Raw genomic sequence first — 22,757 nt, 5'->3', positions numbered from 1 at the left:
TAAAAGACCCCTGATGAATGAACAGGGGCCATACCTCTTTCTATGGTTTTTGCAAGGTTAACGTTACCGTTTTCTCTTCAGTGCCCCGATATACTTTAACCTTTACTTTATCGCCGATTTTCTTATCTGTATATAAGTACTTCCTTAATGCAGCGGCAGTATTTATTTTCGTTCCATCAATCTCAACGATGATATCCTGTTGCTTAAGCCCTCCATTCGCCGCAGCCGATCCCGCTTCTATACTCGTCACCATTACGCCGGACTTTACGGCTTCTGGAACATTTTGAATGTAATATTGCGGCAGTTCTTCCATATTGGCCAAGCTGACTCCTAAATATGGGCGCGTGATTTTTCCATTTTCAATCAGCTCCGTAACAATCGGAATCACATCATTACTTGGTATGGCAAACCCTAAGCCTTCCACACCGTTTTCGGAAATCTTCAAACTGTTTATGCCGATCACTTCCCCAGCGGTGTTGATCAATGCACCCCCGCTATTGCCGGGGTTGATCGCTGCATCTGTTTGAAGGACATCAAGTTCCCACTCCCCGTCCGAGGTATCGACTGAAATGGAGCGTCCGGTCGCACTGACGATCCCTTGTGTAACCGATCGTGAAAAATCAAGTCCAAGTGGGTTGCCAATTGCCAATACTTCTTCACCTGGACGCATGCTATCGGAATTCCCGAATTTAATTCCATCCGGTGCTTTCGAGGCATCAATTGTCAAAACCGCTAAATCCGTCAAAGCATCAGCCCCGACAACCGCTGCAGTCGCCTTTTGTCCATCATACAATGAAATTTCGACTTCCTTGGCTCCTTCAATAACATGATTGTTCGTGATGATATAGGCTTTCCCACCAGCTTTTTTATAAATGACCCCTGAGCCAGTGCCGCTCTCAACCGTTTCGCTCACCGTGCTTTGCTGCTGGTACGGGTTCTGGTTTTGCATCTCCTGTAAATTGACGACCCCTACAATCGATTTGGATGCTGATTCGACCATCTCTGCCCTATCATTTGAATCCGTACTTGTCGATAATTTTTCCGCCGTGACACTTTTATCCTTTTCAACACTTTCCGTTTGCTGTACACCTGCCGTTTTGGTTGACTCATTCACTGAACTTTTCCCTTGATCTATAAAGTCCCCGCCAAATAGAAATACAGACGATGTCACCATAGAAGCAACCGTTCCGGAAACAAGGCTAGTTAGCCAAAGAGACTTACCCTTTTTCCGTTCTGCCTTCACTCTGACTTGCTCATCACCATTATAATTCTCCATCTTTATCCCTCCTATGATTGTCCTTTACTTGGCTCAATCATAAACATTAAATATTAAAAAATTCTTAAGAAATTAAGAATAGGGCGACGTTTTTACAAAAATTATAAAATTTTATCGAATCTTGTATTTTGCTGCGCGCAAAATAAAAAGGCCTCAACAGGGGGCCTTCAATTATCCTACATGACTTCATAAACTTCTTTAGTCTTCTTATTCACGCCATACCATCCCCAAGTGGTTTTGTGGCCACTTTTCTGACTAGGTTCATCCAACTCGAAAACATGAAAAATGTAATCTCCCTTTTCGGCATCATGATCATATTCAATATGCAATTCCGGAAAATTTTCCATGTCCACGTAATCCTTCACAAGCTTCTCCGCCTGAGATTTACTTAAAGCACTTACCGAATCCTTGCTCCCTTCTTCGCCTTTTGTATCCGTTGCCGCCTCATCTTGCACTTTGGATTCAATGGGTTCGTCCACAGTTGCTTCCTCCGCCGGTTCCACCTCGTCATTTCCCTCTACTGCTTCTATCGTGGCGGAGCCTGATACCGGTTGCATTTCCGCCGCCTTTGAAACCATTAGTTTACCTTCCCGGTATTTTGCTTTATATGCGGTTGCTTCTTCAAAATCTCTTTTGGCCGATTCAAAATCCTGTTCGTCGTATTTCTTCATACCACTCGCCAGAAAACCTGAAAGATCCATTAGCTCCCTTGCTTCCGGTGTTTTTGCTTCTTTATAAGCTAATTCAAATGCCTCGTGGGCTTCTAAATAATTTTCCTCATTCAACTGACTTTTCCCTAACTCCATATTGGAATCATAATTCCTTGTTACGCAGCCTGAAGCAATCAACACCAAAAAAATAACCATGATTGGCCTCTTCACTATATCACTCCTCGATTTTCCATATTATTCTGTAAATTCATCTTAAACCATTTGATAAGAAATCCGATACCTCTATTTCCTATCTTTTTCATTAAGGAAATGTTTACATTGATGATTAACTTTTTACAAATAGTGGTACAGAATAGATAAACGCTTGAAAGGATGATGCGCAGAATGATGCAGGAAAAACAGACCTATCATGTCGATTTGGTCAGCGGAGACGTACTCGGACAAAAACTTGAAGAGAATCCGAGCTTCACTGTACACGCAACTGATGAGGAACTGGCAGAATTGAAACACTGCTTGGAGGAACACCAGACAGATGATCTGGAGGCATATGCCCGTTCACATGTGCCCTACCTTCTCTATCATCATGACCGGGCAAATGATAAATACGATGCAGCCATGAAAAGGCTTTATGCCCTCATTTATAAATTGGGGGATGAAACGGCACGAAAACATATAGAAGAAATCGGCATATTGAATGATAACAAATTCGAGGGACAAGAAGAAGTGCAAAAGTTCAAATAGGAAATAGGAACAGAACTTGAAATTCAAAGGTTCTGTTCTTTTATGATTAAGCACAATTAAAAGGTATTCCTTCCCCCATATAAGGGAAATTGAAAAAGTATCCATTTTGTGACTCATTATACAGTTTTATCAGCAGAGATTTTTCAATCTACATATTTATCCTTCAAATAATCCGAACCAATACCGCCAATAACCATCAAAGCAAATGGTAAAAAGTTCGCTAAAACTGGCATGCTTTTTAAGATGGTAATATCTGTGCCGGCAAATTTGTTTAGACCTAAAATTATTAATTTAGACACTAACAAAAATGCTCCTATTAATAACAAGATATCAAAAAATATTTTCCTTTTTGGAAATGCTAACTGCTTACTTTCCCGTATTATCTTTTCCTTCAATTCCTCGTCACTCCTTAATAATTCATCTACCGTAATTTGAAATAAATCACTTAAATTAATGAGTACTTCAATACTTGGATAATTTTTTCCCGTTTCCCATTTGGACACAGATTGGCGACTCACATGAATCTTCTCTGCAAGATCATTTTGTGACCAATTTCTTTTTTCCCGTTCTTTTTTTAATCGTTCGCTAAAAATCATAATGAGTTCATCGCCTTTCCTACTCCTAGTATTGTGAGATGAATTATGCAAAGTAAAGATAGTAATAAGCGCATTACTATGCAACTTATGGGTGACAACCGAAGAAAACCTTGATATATCAAGGGAATCAGTTTAATTTACCGGAACTGCTGTAGAAAGTTCAAATTTAAATAAAATCCAGTTGATTTCAGAAATCCGCTCCCTTTCCGCCGACTGTCTGCCAAGCCTTATCAAAGCAAGCGCCTGTGGGGTCTCGGCTAGCCAGCTAAGCAGCTACTCAATTCTATAATTTTTCAGCTTAATAAGCCATCTTGCCATCACATGTATCAAGAATTAACCACTTGTCCTTAATTCAAAAAAAGCCTTGTGTATAGACAAGACTTTTAAACCTAAATATCGGTGTAATACCTGCCTGTTTAACTTCACGAAGCTTTTTTTATTTCGCTCTATGAACCTATTTGCACTAATACTTTCACAGTATAACAACTGGCAGTTATTAAAGGGTAGTAAGGTCTGGTTAATATCTTTACTCACTTATGGTATAACTTTGTCTTTTCGTTACCGAGTTGATTTGCACATAAAAAAGGTTGCCTCGGCAACCCTCCTTATTAATGAAGGAACTGTCTCCAGCTCCAGGTTTTATTCATTGCATTGACACGCACTTATAAAGTTCATTATTAAATGTTCCACTCTTTTAATTCCAGTCTCCGCACCTTATGTACAACGTGGGGATCATTTTCCGCTAATGAGAGTGCTTCTTCAAATGTGTCTGCAATATAGACAACCAAACCGCCCGAGCCATCCGCAAAAGGCCCTCTTGCAAAGACCTTCCCTTTACGATCAAGTTCGTTTAAATACTCGATATGATGTGGACGCACTTCTATATTTTTTTCAGCATCAATCATATGTAAAATTGCTGCATAATAAGCCATGCTTTTCCACTCCCTAATTTCGGTTCCAGACAACCAGCTTCATTTCTGTCATTTCTTCAACTGCATATTTTAATCCTTCACGGCCAGTTCCACTTTCCTTCACTCCACCGTACGGCATATTATCCACACGGAATGTCGGAATGTCGTTGATCATGACTCCACCAACTTGTAAATTTTCTGCTGCATCCAGTGCTGTACGTACATCGTTTGTATAAATCCCTGCTTGCAGGCCATAAATTGAATCATTCACCAAATCAATTGCTTGTTCTACAGATTGAATCTTGTTAATCAAAACGATTGGGGCAAACACTTCTTGACAGGATACCTTTGTATGGGTATCTGCATCTAATATGACTGTCGGATGAAGGATATTGCCTTCCGCCATTCCACCTGTTGCAATCTTGGCTCCACCTTGTTTCGCCTCCTCTATCCAATTGATGGTTCTTTCAACATCATTCGGGGAGATCAAAGCGGAAACATCCGTTTCTGGATCAAGCGGATCACCTAATTTTAATAGTTTCGTTGCTTCTATAAACTTTTCAACAAAGCGATCGTAGACTTCTTCATGGGCATAAACCCTTTGCAAAGAAATACATACTTGTCCTTGGTTGGAAAATGCTCCAGTCACACAACGAGAAATGATCTTATCAATATCTACACCCCGGTCAATGATGACAGCTGCATTGGATCCCAGCTCCAGCGTCACTCGTTTCAATCCGGCTTTATTGCGGATGCCAATTCCGACTCCTGGGCTGCCTGTAAAAGTAATCATACTTACTCTGGAATCAGTGACCAACTTGTCTCCAACCACTCTTCCTCCACCTGTGACCACATTTAATGCTCCTGCAGGCAATCCGGCTTCCTGTAATAGTTCTCCGATGAACAGGGAGGATAGAGGGGTTTGGCTTGCTGGCTTTAATACAATTGTATTTCCTGCGGCGATGGCAGGACCTACTTTATGAGCGACTAGATTCATGGGGAAATTGAAAGGTGTTATGGCCCCAATCACTCCAATCGGTTCACGTACAGTGTAACCGAGTCGGTTTTCGCCGCCTTGGGCGGCATCCAGCGAAAGCGTTTCTCCATGAATTCGTTTCGCTTCTTCAGCGGCAAACTTGTAGGTTTCAATTGTTCGCGCCACCTCGCCCTTCGCGGTTGTAACCGGCTTTGCTGATTCAATAGATATGATTTGGGCGGCTTCATCCGCGCGCTCCTCAAGAAGATGGGCCAATGTTTCCAGGATTTTCGCACGTTGATGGGCTGGCATTTTTGCCATCACCTTAGCAGCTTTTTGCGCCGCTTCAATAGCTTGGTCGGTTTCTTCGTCTGTGGCCAGGGGGATTTCAGCTATGACTTCCCCTGAATAAGGAGATCGAAGCGGACTATACTCCTTGGCCTCCACCCATTCCCCTTTAATTAGTAAATGTTTTTTTTCTACTTTATCTATGATTGTCATGTTCCCAGCCACCCTTCACTCTTTGTATGTGCTTCATTTAAAGATTAGAGGCAATTTTTACAAAAGTCGATTCCATTCTTGGAAAATAGTACTCTTCTAATTTTGTCGTTAAGCCACCGTGACCAAATTTACAGTGGTTATTTTCACTCCCGGAATTTCGCTTAATAAATTCAAGGAAATATAATATACTATTGCGCCTTTCTAGAATGTTACTAATTCCTTGCTTATAAAACCAAGCATCAATGGTATTATAAACCCCTCTATTAATCCCATACTGTTCATTACAAACTTTAATAAAGGATAAATCAGTTAAGTTTATTATCTCTTCTACATCTAATAGCAATTTGTCCCCTCCTTGCTACTTAGCTCTGCTAATTGAAATGCACTTCAGCTGGAGTGTTTTCATTTTGTAAATCTTTTAGCTTAATTGATGCTCTGGTTTAGTACTCTTCAATGCTTTTTGCATAAACACGACTTCTTCACTCAGCATTGAAATACGTTCCAACACTTCCTCATCAACCAGTTCATTTTGTGGATTGAAATGGTCATTATGAGCATAAACAGAGCCAGGTGCAACAAATGCGCGGAAATAACTGGCTATAGGTTTCAGCTGATTTTCAATGACTAAATAATGCTGGTAGGTTCCACCGGTAGCCACAAGACCCATTACTTTATTACGGAAATCCTTAGGGGGGATTAAATCAAATAAGTTTTTAAGAGCACCCGTAATTGACCCTTGGAATATTGGTGTTCCTATAATGTAAAAGTCTGCAGAGGTAACGATATCAATTACTTTTTTCGTATCTCCAGTGTATGTGGACGGATTACGGCCATCACAAAATTGAACATCATACTTTTTCAAATCAAGCAGTTCGACTTCGATATCAGGGTGGTTATTCTTAACTTCCTCTAAAACCTTTTCAATAACGACTTTCGTCTTTGTTCCTATTACCGTTCCTGAAATTCCCAGTAATTTCATTTCACTTTTCCTCCTTATTAAAACCCTTTGATAAAAAGCGCCTCCCCTTCAAATTTCCACTACCTCATTATGAAAGGGTCAGGAATCGGTTCAGATGATGTATTGATCCAAACCACTTTATCTTGCATATATTCATGAATCGCTTCATAACCGCCTTCTCTTCCATAACCGCTTAGGCCAGATCCGCCGATTGCAGCAATTGGTGAAATACTTCTATAGGTATTCACCCACACGATTCCAGCACGTATAGCTTTCGCGACCCGGTGAGCTTTAGCAATATCACTCACCCAAATTCCAGCTGCTAATCCGTAATCAGTACTGTTTGCTAATTGAATAACCTCTTCTTCATCTTTAAAAGGGATAACACTTAACACAGGACCAAATATTTCTTCTTTAGTAATGCGGGAATCGTTATCGTGATGCTCGAAGATCGTGGGCTCAAAATACCATCCTTTCTCTAAATATTCAGGCTTTTTACCTCCGCAAACAAGTTTTCCACCTTCATCCAACCCGATAGCTACGTATTTTTGGACACGCTCCAATTGGGCTTGCGTTGCCAGCGGTCCCATTTCCGTATCATCTTGAAAAGGATCACCGATCTTAATTTTCGATACACGGTCAACGAGTTTTTGCATCACTTCATCGTAAATATCCACATGTAAAAATGCACGAGAACCAGCCACACAACTTTGTCCTGAAGCACCAAATATACCAGCTATGATTCCCATCGCCGCATTATCCGGATTAGCATCCTCAAACACGATATTCGGTGATTTCCCTCCAAGTTCCAGTGAAACCTGTGCAAAATTTTGAGCCGAATTACGAACAATATGCCTTGCTGATTCTGAACCTCCCGTAAAGGCCACACGCCTTACAAGAGGATGTGAGGTGAGTGTATCGCCTACAGGCATTCCAAAGCCGGTGACTACATTGACAACACCAGGTGGAAAACCAGCTTCTTCAACCAGTTTCACCAGTTCCAATAGAGAGGCCGAAGTCATTTCCGAAGGTTTAATGACTATGGTATTTCCTGCTATAAGAGCAGGTGCAAGCTTCAAGGTTGTTAAATAAAGAGGGGAATTCCAAGGAGTAATGGCGGCTACTACCCCCAGCGGCTCTTTGGATGTAAAGGCGAACATATCTTTTTTATCAATCGGTAAGGTTTGCCCATGGATTTTATCTGCTAGTCCTGCATAGTAATAGAAAAATTCAGGTAAATATTTTACCTGACCGCGCATTTCGCGTATTAATTTCCCATTATCCAGTGATTCGACTTTCGCAAGCTCTTCAGAGTGAATAGCAATCAGCTCTCCAAGCTTTCTAACCAGACGCCCCCGCTCTGTGAATGTCATATTGGTCCATCCTGAATGCAAGAATGCATTATGCGCAGATTGAACGGCACGATTTACATCTTCAGCATTCCCTTTGGCGACTTGACACCAAGCTTCTTCGGTTGCAGGGTTATAACTATCGAAATATTCACCACTTGATGATTCTACCCATTCCCCGTTTATATACATCTGATATTTCTTCAGCTCTTTCACATCGAGTCACCCCTTTGTTTGTCTTTCAATAAACGACCTAATGGCTTCGTTCACTATTTTGGATCCTTCTATCGGTAGCATATGCCTCATATTAGGCACTATCATGAGTTCTGAATGCACAATCTTTTCATGCATTTGTCTCGCCATCTCGGGATTTGAACCTACATCATGCTCCCCTGTTATAATTTGGGTCGGTATATTGATCTGGTGGATCCGTGGCCACAACTCGTCATCCGCAGTTGCAAAAAGTGTATAGGCCGCTAAATAGGAAGCAGCATCGTTTGTCTGAAGTCTTTCCCGAATTTTACTGACGGTTTCTTCCTGTGAATTTAAGAATTCAAGATTAAACCAGCGTTTAATGGCTGGTTCAATTGTTGCAAAAGGTCCTGTTCTTTTCACTTCTTCAACCCTTTTTAAAACGGCATTCCTCTGTTCCTTCGTCCGATTGGCCACTGCGTTCATGATTGTTAGCGTTTTCACTTTATCCGGATATTTTAATGCAAATGCCTGAGCGACCATACCACCCATGGAGAAACCAATAATATGACTTTTCTCAATTTGTAAGTGATTCATGAGTTCTGCTAACTGCTCAACAAACTGTGAAAGGGAATAAGGACCCGGAGGATGCTCAGATCCTCCGTGCCCAACCATGTCATATGTGATAACACGGAAATGTTTCGACAAATCTTCAACTTGTTCTTCCCACATCGTAAGATCAAGACCAACACCATGAATAAAGATAAGCGATTCACCAATCCCTTTCTCTTCATAATGAAGCGAATCTTTTCCATGCAATGTAGTTGGCATTAAACCAGCCCCATTTCAACCATATCTTGATGCCTGTTTCCTGTTCTCGGATGAGGACGTCCTCCTGTAGAAACCCCAATAGCAACAACGATCTCATCAGCCCTCGGTGCATCAGGTATAGAAGCTTCAAATGTAATGAAATGAGAGCGTTCAGAATCATCTGTCTTATGTACCATCGGTATGAGCACCGCAGTTCCAGCGCCACCACGCTTATTAGTAAAGCTCAAGATGCTCGTTCCTTGCACGGCGTCCCGGAATTTGTTACCGAATTTCAAAGTATGGATAAATGCTGATGCATGTTCAACTTCCCCATCCACTCCCACGACAGCTGCCTTGCCGAAAGCCTCGACATCATCGGCTGAATCAATGTGCTTAAATAGTTCAGCAACTAATAGTTCGCCAATTTGCGGTGCATATTCGTCAATTTCCGGTTTTAAATTTTCAACATACCCTCTGCCAGCCCATGGGTTTTTGATAACAGCCATAGTTATTATCATCTTGATCGGATTCTCTACTTTTTTACCGCCCTCAATACGTGTTTCTTCAATAGCTGTATACACTTTACGAATATCTAACATTTACATTACCCCCATTTTAGTTTTTGTGAATTTTGGCATAACTTCTTCCGTGAACAATTTTAAACTTTTCATCATTTTTTCATGTGGCAAACCATTATGGTTAACCCAAAGCAGTAATGTTTCTAAATTCAGCTCTTCCTTCAATTCTTGAATTTTCTCTGCTACATAGTCAGGTGTACCAAACAATAAATTTCTAGGATGTAAGAATTCATAGTTCAATTCCTGTCCTTCTTTCACAGTTTCGCCTGGATCCATAAGGTTGCTTAGCCCCCTCCAGTGACAAATCCAGCGATAATTGTTCAATACTGCTTCTGCCGCATCTTGACGAGCCTGTTCCATCGTTTCCGCTACATATACATCACGCACTAAAGCAATACCCTGACCAAGTGGAACTTCATAGCCTTTGGCTTTGGAAGCCCTTTCACGGTACAGTTCAAAACGGCCTTTTAATTCTTTGACGGTCGGCATCCAAAACATTCCTTGTATATTGTTCTCCGCGGCCAATTCAATAGAACGCGGTGAATCAATTACTTGCCACAGCGGAAGTGATTGCTGGTAAGGTCTAGGCATAAGGGAAATTTTATCAATTTCGCCTTTTTCCATATCCATAAATTCCGAAGTTGATGGACTCATAGGGTGACTCCACTTTAAACCTTTAGGAGGAAATTGATAGATGTCACCTTGATGTGAAAAGAAACGGTTTGACCAAGCCTTTTTCAAAATTTCCAATGTTTCTTCAAACAGTGCACGGTTTTGTTCTTGATTTGCTGGATCTGCCAAAGTGTTTAAATTAGCCGCTTCCCGTCCGTATAATCCACGAGCCAGGCCAACTTCCACACGTCCTTTACTTAACTGATCAAGCATTGCTATGTCTTCCGCCAAACGCAGTGGATGCCAGAAAGTGGCGACATTGGCAGCCTGGCCAATTCGAATGTTCTTTGTCCGTGCAGCAATATCAGCACCCATTAAGATCGGGTTAGAAATCAGTTCATTTCCTTCATGACCAAAGTGGTGTTCTGTATACCAAATCGAATCATAACCATTTTCATCACAGTAAATAGCTTGCTCACGGGCTTCATCCAGCACTTTATAATACTCATCATGTCTTCCCTGTCCTGCAAGATTTGCAAAGATTCCAAATTTCATAAAACTCATTCCCCCTCATATCACTTTTTTTGACCAAGTTTTTTTGCTATGTCCATTTTAAGCTGCATTCCACTTGCTTTTACATGCTCTCGCATGGCCTTCTCCGCTTCCTCCCGATTGCCTTTTTCTATAGCTATCAAGACCGCCTGATGTTCCTTGAGTGATCTCTCACGGCGATTCGGATCTTCGATGGTTAAAAAGACATACTGTCTATAAGGTATTTGATTGAGCAGCAAATTTAGCATGTAACTTAATTTAGAGTTATTGGCACCTTCTTGGATGACTGAATGAAAAACTTCATTAGCCTCGACATATAGCTTTTTATCCGAGGTTTGCATAGCAATCTCCATGTCAGACACTGCTTGCTTAAGGTTATTAATGTCTTTTGCACTCCCGCTTTCTGCAAGCAAACCCGCTGCAAGCCCTTCCATTACTTCTTTTAAAGTAAATAACTCATCTAGTTCCTTTTCAGTTGGTTTTGTCACACATGTTCCAACCCTTGGAATGATCTCGACTAACCCTTCTCTTTCTAGCTGTTTAAATGCTTCCCTGATAGGGGTTCTACTAACTTTGTAATATTCAGATAAAACAGTTTCAGATAATTTTTGTCCTGGTTCATAATCTCCAGTTACTATGGATTCGCGTATAGCGTTAGTAACCTGAGCCGTAATCCCCAACGTTAAGATAGCTGTAATGTAAAGCCCCTCCTTTTTAAAAGTTTGTACCATGTACCATGCAAGCTCTTGATAAGTGCAATTATAGGTCATGGTAAATAGACTGTCAATTCAAAAAATATAAAATTTTATTTTTTATTCGAAGATAGGTTATTCCACAATTTTCAAACTGAAGTTTAATATTTTCAATCATTCAGTCCAATAATCAAGCTGATTTATTGAAATGCACTAGATGAATGAACGGATATTTTATGATAATTCCCTTAAAAATTATTTTTTCTGAAAATATTGACATCTGTATACGCTTACAATTATAGTGATTCTATAAAATAAGCTTGCATGGTACATGGTAGTATACCAATTTGATAGGGGGTAAATTGATGAAAGTTGAAACTCGCAGTATAGAATATATTCCGGCTGATGAACGCCATGGTAAGGCCCGTGATTTATTTCCAATTTGGTTTGGGGCAAATATGCATATTACCACCCTTGTAACCGGGGCATTGCCCATTACATTAGGTCTTAATTTATTTTGGAGTCTGGCAGCAATAATTGTCGGTACCTTATTAGGCGCCATTTTCATGGCCTCCCATTCAGCTCAAGGACCTCAACTCGGAATTCCGCAAATGATCCAAAGCCGGGCTCAATTTGGTGTAATCGGAGCCATCTTCCCCTTGTTTCTCGTAATGTTTGTCTATTTAGGCTTCTTTGCCAGCAGCGGTTTGCTTGCAGCACAAACCTTAAGCAGCTTAACAAAGATCGACCAAACATGGAGCATTATACTTTTAAATGTTCTTTGTTTCGTGGCCACCATTTATGGCTATAACTTAATTCATAAAATGCAAAAATTATTGTCCTGGGCGTCTCTCTGTATCTATATTGTAGCTACATATATAGTCTTCCAATTGCAAGTTCCGGCAGGCAGTTGGGCAATAGGAAATTTGGATTTACCGGTGTTTTTGCTGGCGGTGAGTATGGTTGCTACATGGCAATTGGCATATGCCCCCTACGTTGCAGACTACTCTCGATATCTACCGATAACCACACCCACGGCCCATACTTTTTGGTATAGTTACGCCGGCACAGTCATCGGGACTATATGGATGATGACATTAGGAGCAACCTTAACCATTGCGATTCCTAACTTCCTTGATCACTCTGGCGGTAACTTGGCCAGCCTGTTTGGAAATTTTGCTATAATCATGTTCTTTATAATCATCTTTGGACAGCTTGCTATAAATGTCTTTAACCTATATGGGGCATTCATGGCAACGATAACAACAATTGAACCGTTCATTAAATTAAAGGTCACACCGAAAGTAAGAATAGGAATGATATTCTGTGTAACAGTGGCAGGAACCGTTTTATGCTTACTAGGTCAGAGTAATTTCCTATCCTTTTTCTTGAATTTCATCTTTTTCATTAGTTATTTTTTAATTCCCTGGACATCCATCAACCTTGTTGATTATTATTTGCTGCGACATGGCCATTACAATGTAAAAGATATTTTTGATGTGAACGGTCAATATGGCAAAATAAATTGGATTACTTGTATGGCATTTCTTGTATCAATCTTGGCGGAAATCCCTTTTATAAACACTTCATTCTATGTAGGACCGATAGCCAAGGCATTTGAAGGGGCAGATATCGCTTGGATCATTGGGTTGGTTGTCCCAGCTGTCTTGTACTACTTCCCAATGAGAAAAAAGTTGAATAGGGCTGAAAATGCAATAAACAAACAAGAGATTGGTTCGTTAGAGAACACAAACGCTTCCAAGAAGAATGTTAAGTAAGATAATTGAGAACCGTAAAATGAACTGCACCCCAAATCGGAGGTGCAGTTTTTTGACTAAATATACGATAAAAAAGGCATGAGCCCGGTAGACTACGGGTTCATGCCCTCAAGAATTTAATGTGATCAAACGGTTCTTATAGAAGAAATATTCCTCATGTAATCACCACTAGTTTTACACCGCCATAATTTGTCTAAAAATCAAATAAAGGTCTTGTTGAATTATCCTTCCCAGAAAGTAGCGTTATAGGGTCCAATTGATAAGCAATCCTGCTTGTGCTAATCCACCGCCGAAACCATATAATAAAACCTTCTCACCACTACTGAGCTTCCCTTCTTTTATTCCTTTATCCAAAGATAATGGAATTGTTGCTGAAGAAGTATTTCCATACTCCACTAAGCTATATAAAGTACGCTCAATTGGAAAACCACTTCTATCACATATTGACTCAATCATTCTTAAATTTGCACTATGCGGAACAAACCAATCAACATCATTCAAATGAAAATCAGTATTTTTCATCACAGCTTGCATTCCTTTTGGAACGGTAGTAACAGCCCATTTATAAACCTCACGTCCATTTTGTACAAGGTTACCACTAATATTTAAGTCTTCACCATTTATACGTGTCGATAGGTTTGTACTATATAAATGTTTCCCGCCTTCTCCTTCCGAATATAAATGTGAAGAAATAAAACTTGGCTGTTTTTCATCATATTCTACAAGAACTGCACCTCCACCGTCTCCGAATAAAATACAAGTGGCTCGATCTTCATAGTCCATAATTTTAGATAAAGTATCAGCTCCAATAACAAGAATTTTCTTGTTTAAACCAGATGTTACTAATCCATTAGCTACATGCAACCCATAAGTAAACCCTGCACAAGCAGCATTTAAATCAATAGCTCCGGTATTCTTTATACCTAGCTTTGCTTGAACTAAAGAAGCTACACTTGGAGTGTTGAAGTCAGGTGTAAAGGTACAGACAATAATCATATCAACATCTTCGACAGATTTATCATACCGGTCCATTAAATCCTTTACAGCTCTATAACTTATATCACTAGTAAACTCTTCTTCATGTGCAATTCTTCGTTCTTTAATACCAGTACGTTTAACAATCCATTCATCATTGGTTTCAACCATATTTTCTAAGTCTTTATTTGTTAACCTTTTTTCTGGAACATACGAACCTATCGCAGTAATACGTGCTTTGGATTTGAACATGGAATAACCACCTCGTGTTATGAATTGCATCAATTTTATAACTTGATATTAATACCTGGTACTAATTATAAAGCAAAAAAAATCTTATGCAACTAACCGGTCACTTTAAACTCATACGAAAAAGAGCGGAGCAAAGCAACTACCTTAAAGTATAGCACCTGTTAGTTTAATACAATCTCTAGAAACTGCCAAAAAGTTCATCTTCAAGACCCAAATAACGTATTTCTTACACTGAAAGCTTTAATAAACCCTGCTTGCATCACTGATCTTGTCAAAAAAAAGCCATACTCTTAGTTGAAGTAAGCCAACACACATCATGCAGCTCTTACTTATTTATGATGACGACAGATTTGTTCTTGTCTTTCGAGGTTTTGTTCGACTGCATATGTATTGCCCCATTCACACATTGTATTTAATACAGGTACAAAGGATTGACCTAACTCAGTTAAACTGTATTCTACTTTTGGTGGTACTTCTTTATATACTTCTCTTCGGACAAGCCCATCTCTTTCCAACTGCTTTAATTGGTCGGTTAAGACTTTCTGGGTAATAGCCGGTATTAGAATATAAAACTCTTTCGTCCTCATTGGTTTTTGACTCAGAAAAAAGAGGATTAAACATTTCCACTTTCCTCCTACAGTATTCATAAAAATATTTATTCCAGTATTTAGACTCTTCATTATTCATTCCTCCTGAATAGGCACATAAAGGTGGCTATGCCACTTTATTGTGCGTTATTTTCTACTACATCATGGTCCATTATAATCGAATTATGAAGCAAATATAACATTTGGGAGTGAACACGATGAGTGTAAGAGAGATTATAGAAAAAAGACGTTCCGTACGGCAGTATGATCCCCATTATAAAATTAGTCCAGAAACGTTGGCGACATTTATTGAAGGAGCCAGTAAATCGCCTAACGGAAATAATATTCAAGCAACACGATACCTCGTTATAGATGAACCATATTTAAAGAATTTGTTACTGCCCATTGCTTTTAATCAGCAACAGGTAATTGAAGCATCAGTACTAATTGTTGTACTAGGTGATTATCAAGCATTTGAGAAAGAAAATATCATGATGATACATGAGGATGGATTTCAAAAGGGTTATTTTGACGCATCAGTAAGAGACCATTTAACCAACGCGGCAATCAATTATTATCTAAATAAATCAAAAGAGGATTTAAAGGTTGAATTAATAAGAGACGCAAGCTTGGCGTCAATGTCGTTACTTTTATTGGCGAACGAAGCAGGTCTTGAAACCATCACAATGTCCGGGTATGATTCTAAACAATTAAAGTCTGCCTTAAAAATTTCTGATAGGTATTTAGATGTTATGCTTATTGCCATGGGGAAAGGAATTAAAGAAGGTCACAAAACAGTAAGACACGATGTTAACAAAGTCATTTATAAAAACAAAATATAGTGGGTATAATTACTTTTTAAAAATTGGATATTGGAAATTAGAGTGGGAAGAGGGTTAAAAAGAAACCCTCTTCCTCTTTCGTAAAACTCACCGCGAGTTACCAGTCTCTTAAATTATCCACATACAGACAAATCACTTAGTCATAAACGTAACGGATTCATTTTAGTGTTTTTGTTTGTAATAGGTTACAGCGAGCGCAAGGGCCAGCACTGTTCCTTTGACGATATCCATCGCATAATACGGAACGGACATCATGATCAGTCCATTTTGAAGGATTCCGATCAGGACTGCTCCGACAAAGGTTCCAAAGGCATTCGGTTTTCCCGCTCCCAAAACGGAGGAACCAATGAAGGCTGCTGCGACGGCATCCATTAAATATGGGGACCCTGAATTGATTTCCGATGTCATGACCCTTGAAGCAAGGACAATCCCCCCGATTGCAGCAAATAGAGCTGAAAGCAGATAGGCAAGGATTTTGTATTTATTGACCGCTATCCCGGAAAGTCTCGCCGCTTCCTTATTTCCCCCAATAATGTACATATAACGACCGTGCTTCGTATAAGTCAAGAAGATATGTGTCGCTATCACAATGACTGCCATGATCAGGATTATCCAGGGTACCTGGCCAATTTTGGCGAAAAACGGGCTGATCAGTCCTTTCGCGAATGTTCCGTCAGGCATGACCATATTTTGCGAAACCGTGGCCCCTTTTGTATAGGTAAGGGCAATTCCCTGGATAATGAACATGGTAGCCAATGTCATCAGCATATCGGGAATTCTTAATTTAACGATCATGAATGAATTCAAGGCCCCTACGACAAGCGAGGCACCGATTGCAGCTAATATGGCTATTAATGTATCCTGCGAAAACCAGACAAACATTGAGATGACGATGGCATTGGCCAGTGATGCGACGGAGCCGACGGAAAGGTCGAAGCCATCCACGGTCAGGGATATCGTAATGCCGATCGCAATGATGGTCACGATTGAAATGGAACGCAGGATGTTGACCAGATTCGTAGTTTGAATGAAAGATGGATTGGACACGGCAAAAATACCAATCAAGATGATAATCGTCAATATTGTGCCGTATTTATAGAAAAAGTCGAATAGTTCCACTTTTTTCTTCGCTTTCGCTGTCTGTGTAACAGGAATGGTGCTCATTCTATTTTCCTCCTGTTGAATAGAATAGTAGTTCTTCTTCATTCGTTTTGCTCGTTTCTAATTCGATGACAGTGCTCCCGTCATATAACACATATGTCCGGTTGGTAATGCCAATGATTTCGGAAAGCTCGGATGATGCAAAAATGATCGCTTTCCCATTCCTTGCAAGCTTTGCAATCAATTCGAATATATCCTTCTTGGCTCCAACATCGACCCCTTTCGTTGGTTCATCGAATATGTATACATCCGCATCGGCCATAAGCCATTTTCCAATGGCAACTTTTTGCTGATTACCACCTGAAAGGTTTTCGACATTCACTTCCCCTGAAGGAGTTTTAATGCCGAGACTTGCGATCATTTCCTTTGACCTTTCCTTTTCCTCCTTGCGATTCACGAAGCTGAATGTCTTGGAGAATTTGCCAAGACTGGCTGCCGTCAAGTTCGCCGAGACTGATTCCTGAACAAGGACCCCTTCTTTCCTGCGTTCCTCAGGTACAAGTGCCAGACCGCTTTTTACTGCTTCGTGCGGTGATTTCAAGGAAAGCTTTCGACCATTCAGGATAACTTCACCCGCTGTGATCGAAGTATGACCGAAAAGGGCTTTACACAGCTCCGTTTTCCCAGCCCCGACCAACCCTGCCAAGCCGATGATCTCGCCTGCTTTAATATTCAAACTGACATTTTTAACTTTCTCTGCATCTGACAATCCATTCACTTCCAGAATAACGTCTCCAATCGAAGCATTCACTTCAGGAAACTGTTTATCCATGGTTTTCCCAAGCATATTCTCCACCACTTCGGTACGGGTTATGTCCTCCTTCTTTCGACAAGTGACACGCTCCCCATTCCTCATGATCGTAATTTCCTCACAGATTTCAAAAATCTCGGGCAGGCGATGTGAAATGAAAATGATTCCAACGCCTTTTTGCTTTAATTCATTTACAATTCGAAAAAGTTCTGTCGTCTCCGTATGACTTAACGGAGCAGTCGGCTCGTCGAGAATCAGGAATTTGCATTCTGTCGAAACGGCTCTTGCTATCAGGACCATCTGTTTTTCAGCCAAGGTAAGGTCTCTTACCAGCTTTTTCGAAGGGACACGAATTTTCATATCTTCAAGAATAGAAGCGGCCTGGTTGTGCAGCTCTTTCCATTGGACCATCTGTTTTTTTCCCATGTTTTGAACCATATCATTCAACATTACATTTTCCCCAACCGTTAAATAAGGGATGAGGGCGGTATCCACTTCCTGATAGACAATTTGAATGCCTTGATCCTGAGCCGCTTTTGGCGAGCGGATATCCCGCTTCATCCCATCAATAAAAATGTCACCTGAATAATGAACATGGGCTCCCGATAAAACTTTCATTAACGTCGATTTCCCTGCTCCGTTTGCACCGACCAATGCGTGGGCTGTCCCTGATTTTACGGAAAAATCAACATCACTCAGCGCCTTCACCCCCGGAAATTCAATCGAAATCTTCTTCATTTCTAGTTGCGTGCCCATGTCCATTCCCCCTTATTGAACAGACACTCCCTTCACTGGAAAGAGAGTGTCTCTTTTTACTTTTTATAATGATCTTTCAAAACTTTCATCCAATCTTCTTCAAATTCCGTCGATACACCCCAGCCATCGATAATACCAGACAGATTTGCCATGTTCACCGCTTCTTTTGAGGCTTGGATTTGCTTTTGTGAAATAAGTGAAGCCTCCAAGTCATAGGTTTGCGGCGTATCTTCGCCCGCTAATTTTTTAGCCAATATCCTCATATTCACTGCACCGATCAACTTGGGATCGACTGCTGCCGTATAGGACCATGAGCTACCAGCTGACTGTATTTCCTGGAGATCTGCGTTAGATACGTCAATACCATATATCTTCACTTCATCGCGGCCCGCTTCTTTAATCGCCCGGGCTGCACCGATAGCAAACGCATCCCATGTTGCGAAAATGGCATCCAATTTACCTTTAGGGTATTTATTCAGCATTGCGGCTACAGCATTTTGTGTCTGAACCGAAGTATCAGCGGATGCCACTCCGAATCTTTCGACTTCTTTAATCCCAGGATTTTCTTTTAATTTTTCCTGATAGACTGCATTTCTTCGTACCATTGGAGGAAATCCATCCACCCAAAGATATGCAATTGACGCTTCACCTTTCTGTTCTTTTATCAGTTTATCAAAAGCTAGTGTTGCCAACGCTTCATCATCCTGGGAAGTTAATGTCACGCCTTCTATTTTAGATAGATCGCTTATTGAATCGAATGTGACAACGCTTTTACCTGCATCAACCAACTTTTGAACGTCATTCACAGTTGCTGCATCATCACCATGGGAAATGATATAGCCGTCGTAATCTTCCTCCAAAGCCTGCGCTATCGCATCATGGAATTTAGCCGTATCACCATTGGCTGTATACGTATCCACTTGAAATCCAAGTGCTTCTCCTTCTTCCTTCGCCCCCGCCAGGTATTGGGCCGTATGATCATCACCGCCAATTTTACGAATCACTTTGATTCTGGCTCCATCCCCATCAGCAAATCTTTCCGGGACATTTTCAAATGATACTTTTTCTTCTTTCTTCGACTCTGTGGAGCTCTGCCCTGTAGAGCAACCCGTTAAAAGCAAAGCCGAAGCGATGGCTGAAATGAATATCCCTTTAATAGACCTTCTCATTTTGTTTCCCTCCATGTTTTCCTATTAGTCTTATCATTTAAGTTGGTGTAAATCCCAAAATAAAAACCTCTCTAATATAGAGAGGTTTAATCGGCTGTTTTGCAGACTTGTCCCTCTCTTATCTGTCAAAACATTTCTGTTTTGCAGGATTTAGCACCAATTCCTAATGGAACGGTTGCTGGGCATCTTAGGGCCAGTCCCTCCGCCACTCTTGATAAGAGATATATAGTGTTACGTTTTCGTAATTATCACTTTATAGGGATATAGTCGTAAAGTCAATAGATTTTTGAATATTTGAAAGTTTCTCGTTATTTTTTATTTTCTTTGAAGCTGGGCTAGACGCTTTTTCTCAACCTTCTCAATCCGCTCCAACTGCCTTAATTTCACTTCGAACAATGTGATTGGGTCACGGTAAACTTCCGGATTTTCCTTCATATGCTCCAATGCAGCCTGGTAGTCTTTTATTTCAGTCTGCGTTTGCTCTATCGTTTTTTGAAGTAAGGCAAATGAACCGCGATAGAAAAGGGAGATGTCCCGATCCAAAGATTTTTCAAACAATCCAAATTGGGTTAGGAAACGTTCCGTGATCATTTCCGCAACATCCAGGTAATCTTCACTTTCCAAGTATTTCTTATAACGATTGTACATATTGGCTTTATTTTGCGGTATCGCCCCAAACAGCTTCCCTGCCCCTTTAAGCAGTAATTGAGATGGAGTCCTGCGCAAAAGGATATTGACGTTTTCGATGCGGATACTGCTTGTCATCCGGTCTGCATCACGGCGCCAGTCATCCAATACCCTGAAGTCACCTGCCAGCGTGATCCGTTCTTCTTTGTACAATTCATTGAATCCGGCACTCATCTCATCCATAAACTGCTGGCTTTGTGAGAACTCCATTTGGGAACTGGCAATCCAGTCTTGAAGAGAACGGTAATATTGAGGCATGATCTTGTCAGAAATGAAGTTTTGAATCCGCTCATTCATTTCCTGGTTTAACTGTACATGGACCTGACTGAAATCACTGCTTTCCGTTAACGATTTTGAGCAATCCCTCAGTAATTCAGGAATTTTTGAATAAAGCTCATTTTTCACTTCGTCCTTAAGCTGACGATACGACCTTATGATATTTTCACTTTTTTCTTTTTCCAAATCAGCCAGTTGATTGACCGCCCCATTCAGCTTGACTTCCATCTGTTCATTCCAAGAGATGGAATGCTCGCATTTCCGCTCATTGGCTGCCCGTTTTTCTAACAGGTAAGATAAAGTTTTACGAATGAATGCCAGGATTTTTTCAGATCTTCTTTCCTTCCAATTATCATCTTGATAATTCGATTGAAGGAAGGCTGAAAGGTCCTTCAATTGCTGCCTGCTGTCATAATGTTTGGAGAAAGCGAATACTTTTGCATTCGGGAAATATGCATTCACTTTATCCCATGTTTCGTCTTCCATCCGGACTGCGACCTGATCACTGTAAATCGTATCCATTTTATTTAATAAGAAATGGATCGGCAGTTTCGGAGCCATCATTTGAATTTCCAATAACAGATCCCGTTCGCTGCCGGTGAAAGGCGCCCGGGCGTCAAGAACGAACATCAATCCATCACTGCCATGTAAATAGCCTTGGAAATCGGATTCCACGCTTTTTTCCCCATTGAACCCCGGTGTATCCAATAATCGCAGATGATTATTTCTTAAGTAGTCACTGATGATGGTCACATCGACAATAGTCCCGCGCTGGCGGCGTGTTTCATCCAAATCAGTTAGCTCCATGACAACTTTGCTATCTGTATCGGTAATTTCAAGGATTTCCAAATCATCCCCGTCTTTGACACTGACTAAGGACGAATGATCTTCAGCGGCAATGCTCTCGCCAACGATTGACTGAATAAAGGATGTCTTGCCATTTCCTGTACTTCCTGCAAGAAGAAGATTGAAATTTCGGGTATCCTTAAGCCCGTCCACCATCCATTTAAGCTTATTGCCAACCTTTAAATCATTATCTTCTGCCCACTGGATAATGGAATTGAACAGTTTCTCTCCCGCTTCCAGTCCTCCACCCAATTTAGGCGATTTCGCCAACAGGCTCTCTGCATCCTGAATGACCAGCGCATTGATCGTATCCGGGAAGATTTCATTCCAGGACAACGCAGATGCCGCCGCAAACAGTGAGAGCTCCCCGTCTGCGATTTTGAGCCAGTTTTCCAGCAACCTTGGCACGACAGGACTTAATTCTTTGATTAGGTGCGTTCCTTCTAACAGACCTGCATATGCATCCCTGTAATAGACGGAAAGCTCATCCCATACATCCGCATGGTTCAACTCGATGGTATCTATCAAGTTATTAATCACTCTTAGCCATTCGAAATAAGAATCCGTATATTTATAATTTTTCCAAAGGGCAACCGTCACCTTTTCAAAACGTTTCTGGTCGAGTGTGTATAGCGAACCAAGGACAGTTGAAAAATAATCCGGATCCATCGACTGGGCAACACCTTGCTGGATATACGTTTTCAGCACATCGAACCAGCCCATTGATTCTGTACGGATACTTTCATTCGCCGCTAATACCACCGCACTGTTCCAATCCTTTTGTTCTTCAAAAAAGGCGCGTGCAATTTCCGTGACATTCGGGTAGTCCGGTTGAAACTCGACTGCTTCTTTCACGACATTGGAAGCCAGGTCATTTCTCGATTCCACTATGTACAGGGAAAACAGTTGCAAAAGAACCTCTGTTTTCAGGACCGCTTCATTCGTATCGACGGATTTATAGATATCCTCTGCGGTTGAATACATTTCCAGTTCAAAATAAGCATCAGCGATGTTTTTCTTCGCCCATGAACCAAGTTCCCCTTCTATGTTTTCCCATTTAAAAATGGCCGCTTCATAGTCATGATGCTGAAAATATACTTCTCCTTGAGCAAATCGAATTGCGGTTAAATCCGCTCTTTCCTTTTTTTGTTCCACGAGAAACATTTCCCCCAAAGCTTGAATGGGGTGCTTCCTTGTATCCTCAATCATCGTTTCATAATATTTTTTTCCGATCAGCCGTTCGTCCATCTTTATTCCCCCGA

The 22,757-nt window shown here is 40.8% G+C and carries 21 protein-coding genes and 1 riboswitch; of the genes, 3 read left to right on the top strand and 18 right to left on the bottom strand.

What is annotated here, in order from left to right; all coding sequences use genetic code 11:
- Positions 1-40 precede the first annotated feature (40 nt).
- The gene (locus J7E52_RS10465) at positions 41-1,276 is read right to left on the bottom strand and encodes a S1C family serine protease (protein WP_214745704.1); all 1,236 of its coding nucleotides are present in this window, start codon (positions 1,274-1,276) and stop codon (positions 41-43) included.
- Between the two features lie 176 nt (positions 1,277-1,452).
- The gene (locus tag J7E52_RS10460; RefSeq protein WP_214745701.1) at positions 1,453-2,142 is read right to left on the bottom strand and encodes a hypothetical protein; all 690 of its coding nucleotides are present in this window, start codon (positions 2,140-2,142) and stop codon (positions 1,453-1,455) included.
- Positions 2,143-2,331: 189 nt separating this feature from the next.
- On the opposite strand from J7E52_RS10460, the gene J7E52_RS10455 reads away from it, so the two are divergent.
- A complete protein-coding gene (locus J7E52_RS10455) occupies positions 2,332-2,688 on the top strand; it encodes a hydrolase (RefSeq protein ID WP_214745698.1) in 357 nt (118 codons plus the stop codon).
- 143 nt (positions 2,689-2,831) lie between these two features.
- Here J7E52_RS10455 and J7E52_RS10450 read toward each other — a convergent pair whose 3' ends face one another.
- The 10 genes from J7E52_RS10450 to J7E52_RS10405 all read right to left on the bottom strand — a co-directional run bounded on the left by J7E52_RS10450 (position 2,832) and on the right by J7E52_RS10405 (position 11,454).
- Positions 2,832-3,284: a helix-turn-helix domain-containing protein gene (locus J7E52_RS10450; RefSeq protein ID WP_214745695.1), complete on the bottom strand. Its 453-nt coding sequence runs from the start codon at positions 3,282-3,284 to the stop codon at positions 2,832-2,834.
- A gap of 677 nt (positions 3,285-3,961) precedes the next feature.
- Positions 3,962-4,216 carry a YciI family protein gene (locus J7E52_RS10445; RefSeq protein ID WP_214745693.1) on the bottom strand — a complete coding sequence of 85 codons (255 nt, stop codon included), beginning with the start codon at positions 4,214-4,216 and terminating at the stop codon, positions 3,962-3,964.
- A 13-nt stretch (positions 4,217-4,229) separates the two neighbouring features.
- Complete coding sequence (locus J7E52_RS10440; protein WP_214745691.1) at positions 4,230-5,672, bottom strand: aldehyde dehydrogenase family protein; 1,443 nt, start codon at positions 5,670-5,672, stop codon at positions 4,230-4,232.
- A 37-nt stretch (positions 5,673-5,709) separates the two neighbouring features.
- Positions 5,710-6,015: a hypothetical protein gene (locus tag J7E52_RS10435; protein ID WP_214745688.1), complete on the bottom strand. Its 306-nt coding sequence runs from the start codon at positions 6,013-6,015 to the stop codon at positions 5,710-5,712.
- Positions 6,016-6,090: 75 nt separating this feature from the next.
- The gene (locus J7E52_RS10430) at positions 6,091-6,651 is read right to left on the bottom strand and encodes an NADPH-dependent FMN reductase (RefSeq protein ID WP_214745685.1); all 561 of its coding nucleotides are present in this window, start codon (positions 6,649-6,651) and stop codon (positions 6,091-6,093) included.
- A gap of 59 nt (positions 6,652-6,710) precedes the next feature.
- A complete protein-coding gene (locus J7E52_RS10425) occupies positions 6,711-8,195 on the bottom strand; it encodes an aldehyde dehydrogenase (protein WP_309476879.1) in 1,485 nt (494 codons plus the stop codon).
- 6 nt (positions 8,196-8,201) lie between these two features.
- Entirely contained in the window at positions 8,202-9,002 is an 801-nt protein-coding gene (locus J7E52_RS10420; protein ID WP_214745682.1) for an alpha/beta fold hydrolase, read from the bottom strand.
- Entirely contained in the window at positions 9,002-9,580 is a 579-nt protein-coding gene (locus tag J7E52_RS10415) for an amino acid synthesis family protein (RefSeq protein ID WP_214745680.1), read from the bottom strand. The genes J7E52_RS10420 and J7E52_RS10415 overlap by 1 nt, the downstream gene beginning before the upstream one ends.
- Positions 9,581-10,726 (bottom strand): LLM class flavin-dependent oxidoreductase, encoded by a 1,146-nt coding sequence (locus tag J7E52_RS10410; protein WP_214745677.1) that lies wholly within the window; start codon positions 10,724-10,726, stop codon positions 9,581-9,583. It lies immediately after the preceding gene.
- A 20-nt stretch (positions 10,727-10,746) separates the two neighbouring features.
- Complete coding sequence (locus J7E52_RS10405) at positions 10,747-11,454, bottom strand: GntR family transcriptional regulator (RefSeq protein WP_286197640.1); 708 nt, start codon at positions 11,452-11,454, stop codon at positions 10,747-10,749.
- Between the two features lie 326 nt (positions 11,455-11,780).
- Between J7E52_RS10405 and J7E52_RS10400 the strand changes: the two genes are divergently transcribed.
- Positions 11,781-13,193 carry a purine-cytosine permease family protein gene (locus J7E52_RS10400; protein WP_214745671.1) on the top strand — a complete coding sequence of 471 codons (1,413 nt, stop codon included), beginning with the start codon at positions 11,781-11,783 and terminating at the stop codon, positions 13,191-13,193.
- Between the two features lie 243 nt (positions 13,194-13,436).
- On the opposite strand, the gene J7E52_RS10395 is transcribed toward J7E52_RS10400, so the two are convergent.
- Together J7E52_RS10395 and J7E52_RS10390 are read right to left on the bottom strand one after the other, a co-directional pair.
- Entirely contained in the window at positions 13,437-14,420 is a 984-nt protein-coding gene (locus tag J7E52_RS10395; RefSeq protein ID WP_214745668.1) for a ketoacyl-ACP synthase III, read from the bottom strand.
- 329 nt (positions 14,421-14,749) lie between these two features.
- The gene (locus J7E52_RS10390; protein WP_089362563.1) at positions 14,750-15,100 is read right to left on the bottom strand and encodes a winged helix-turn-helix transcriptional regulator; all 351 of its coding nucleotides are present in this window, start codon (positions 15,098-15,100) and stop codon (positions 14,750-14,752) included.
- Between the two features lie 125 nt (positions 15,101-15,225).
- On the opposite strand from J7E52_RS10390, the gene J7E52_RS10385 reads away from it, so the two are divergent.
- The gene (locus tag J7E52_RS10385; RefSeq protein ID WP_214745665.1) at positions 15,226-15,849 is read left to right on the top strand and encodes a nitroreductase family protein; all 624 of its coding nucleotides are present in this window, start codon (positions 15,226-15,228) and stop codon (positions 15,847-15,849) included.
- 162 nt (positions 15,850-16,011) lie between these two features.
- Here the strand turns inward: J7E52_RS10385 and J7E52_RS10380 are convergent, their stop codons facing one another.
- The 4 genes from J7E52_RS10380 to J7E52_RS10365 form a co-directional block, all read right to left on the bottom strand.
- Entirely contained in the window at positions 16,012-17,013 is a 1,002-nt protein-coding gene (locus J7E52_RS10380) for an ABC transporter permease (protein ID WP_214745662.1), read from the bottom strand.
- A gap of 1 nt (position 17,014) precedes the next feature.
- Positions 17,015-18,517 carry a sugar ABC transporter ATP-binding protein gene (locus J7E52_RS10375; RefSeq protein WP_214745659.1) on the bottom strand — a complete coding sequence of 501 codons (1,503 nt, stop codon included), beginning with the start codon at positions 18,515-18,517 and terminating at the stop codon, positions 17,015-17,017.
- A 56-nt stretch (positions 18,518-18,573) separates the two neighbouring features.
- A complete protein-coding gene (locus J7E52_RS10370) occupies positions 18,574-19,686 on the bottom strand; it encodes a sugar ABC transporter substrate-binding protein (protein WP_214745656.1) in 1,113 nt (370 codons plus the stop codon).
- Between the two features lie 115 nt (positions 19,687-19,801).
- Positions 19,802-19,907, bottom strand: a riboswitch (SAM riboswitch).
- A 94-nt stretch (positions 19,908-20,001) separates the two neighbouring features.
- A complete protein-coding gene (locus J7E52_RS10365; RefSeq protein WP_286197638.1) occupies positions 20,002-22,743 on the bottom strand; it encodes a GTPase domain-containing protein in 2,742 nt (913 codons plus the stop codon).
- Positions 22,744-22,757 lie beyond the last annotated feature (14 nt).

This window comes from Bacillus sp. ISL-34 (assembly GCF_018613325.1).
Taxonomy (GTDB): domain Bacteria; phylum Bacillota; class Bacilli; order Bacillales; family DSM-1321; genus Peribacillus.
The sequence above is the reverse complement of the archived record's forward strand: the minus strand, read 5'-3'. Positions and strand labels throughout refer to the sequence as shown.